Origin of the sequence: Bartonella sp. AP72JLCBS (assembly GCF_042195705.1) — a bacterium.
Taxonomy (GTDB): Bacteria; Pseudomonadota; Alphaproteobacteria; order Rhizobiales; family Rhizobiaceae; genus Bartonella.
In genome coordinates this window covers 1-1,574 of sequence record NZ_JBHIOU010000062.1, presented here as the reverse complement: position 1 = coordinate 1,574, position 1,574 = coordinate 1, and the positions used below count along the sequence as shown (strand labels likewise).

The following is a 1,574-nucleotide window of genomic DNA, read 5'->3' as shown; positions in this document are numbered from 1 at the left end:
TGTAAGCTTTCAGAAAGGTTATTCTCTTTGGCTTCTTTAAAAATCTTTTGCATCCATTCACGAAAGATCTCTTGAGCTTCAGCAGAAAAGCACATCACAAGAGGGTGTTCTGGTGAACCAAGGGGGTTATCATAAAGAGAACGAAATGCCCCTTCATAAGTTTCCCATGCCTCTTGATTGGGCGGTCTATCAACCCATTTCCAATCTTTTGTCTCATCGGGAAAGACCAGCATTTGAAAGTGTTGTAAGAAACCATCATTGCCTTTGCCATATAAAACATTGCGTATAAAGGGCAGAATGCGAGAGGGTTGAATGCCCCCTATAATAGAGACGGTTGCATTGGGAATAAAAATGGTTCCACGCCCAATCCGGTCATAAGTAAATTGACCCTCTCCATTAAAAGCTGTTAAATAAAAGGCACGGTCTGTTTGATATTCTCTTCGTTCCAGATTGGCTAAAAAACCAGATAATTCATCACGCACCATTAAGAGACCACGGGGGTTTTCTTTTAAAAGTTCCCCAAGCTTTTCAACGGTCACATCATTGACAATAAAACGAGAGACATCCTCATCACGCGCATTGTCTTTAGAGAGGGTTTCAGACAAAAGAGCATGGGCTGTTTCAAGATCTCCTTTTTTTATTGCTTTATGGGCTTGTTTTTTCTTTTCGGATTTGTCTAAAGTTTCAAGTATCTCTTCAATTTCTTGTTTCTCTTTCTGCTTTAGCCAGTCTTTATACCATTTCTTTTGGAGGCAAGTGATAGGAGTTAAAGCGGCTTGCATGGTAGGTGTTTTCATGGTTGAAGGTTGACCAATAAGAGCGCCCCAGAGATTAGGGACAATCTTCCAATCATCATGTTGTTTTGGGGCAATCCGCACGCCATTGCCAATGACAGCAGCCAAAGCACAGAGAGCAGAGACAGCAATAAAATCCATAGGGGCTTGTTGACGCTCTGAAACGTCATAAACATAATCCATGAATGGCATGGGAAGCTGTAATGGATCAAAAGGCTCGACGGGTAAAAGAGCCGCCGTGATAGGCTTTAATTCCCCCCAACCGTTTTGTTGCAATACTTGTTTATAAGGAATGGCTTCTAAACAAGTCTTATCATTTAAAGAGCCATTATCGTTATCATTTAAAGGAGTATGATTCTCTAAAATATTTTTATTATCTTGTATCATGTTATTTACCTTAGAAAATAGAGGAGATCGTAAAAATATGCATTATGCGGGGCTTGCCTTATAAGGACCTCAAAGGCTTGGCTATAAGCACGCGTAGCAAAGGTAAAATCAGCTAAAGTCTTTTTGATTGGTTGGCTTCCATAACGCCTATGCCAAACCCCACGCAAGGCACGAGTAATACCCCGTGCATTCTTAAAAGAACACATCATTTTAAATCCTATAACGTTGCGTCACAGGACGGATTGTGCTATCCTTAGATTGATGAGCTTGAGAAAGCCTTGTCCGTCCTTACGTGACAAGGTTTTTTTATGCCACGTCGTTATAACGTTGCTGTTTTGCTTGCTCGATGACATTGATAAGATCCGATTGTAACCAACGGGATAAAAAACCAAA

General features: G+C 40.7%; 2 protein-coding genes and 1 pseudogene. All 3 read right to left on the bottom strand.

The window, feature by feature from the left end; translation table 11 throughout:
* Nucleotides 1-1,181 (bottom strand): YfjI family protein (locus tag ACFILO_RS09340; RefSeq protein ID WP_375678201.1); only part of this gene is annotated, 1,181 nt, incomplete at its 3' end.
* 5 nt (nucleotides 1,182-1,186) lie between these two features.
* Entirely contained in the window at nucleotides 1,187-1,390 is a 204-nt protein-coding gene (locus ACFILO_RS09335) for a hypothetical protein (protein ID WP_375678200.1), read from the bottom strand.
* A 97-nt stretch (nucleotides 1,391-1,487) separates the two neighbouring features.
* A pseudogene (locus ACFILO_RS09330) lies at nucleotides 1,488-1,574 on the bottom strand (DNA-binding protein); the annotation flags it as partial.

Bases quoted from the DNA above. Each gene is read 5' to 3' on its own strand.
- ACFILO_RS09335 (WP_375678200.1), bottom strand. From the start codon at position 1,390: ATGATGTGTTCTTTTAAGAATGCACGGGGTATTACTCGTGCCTTGCGT.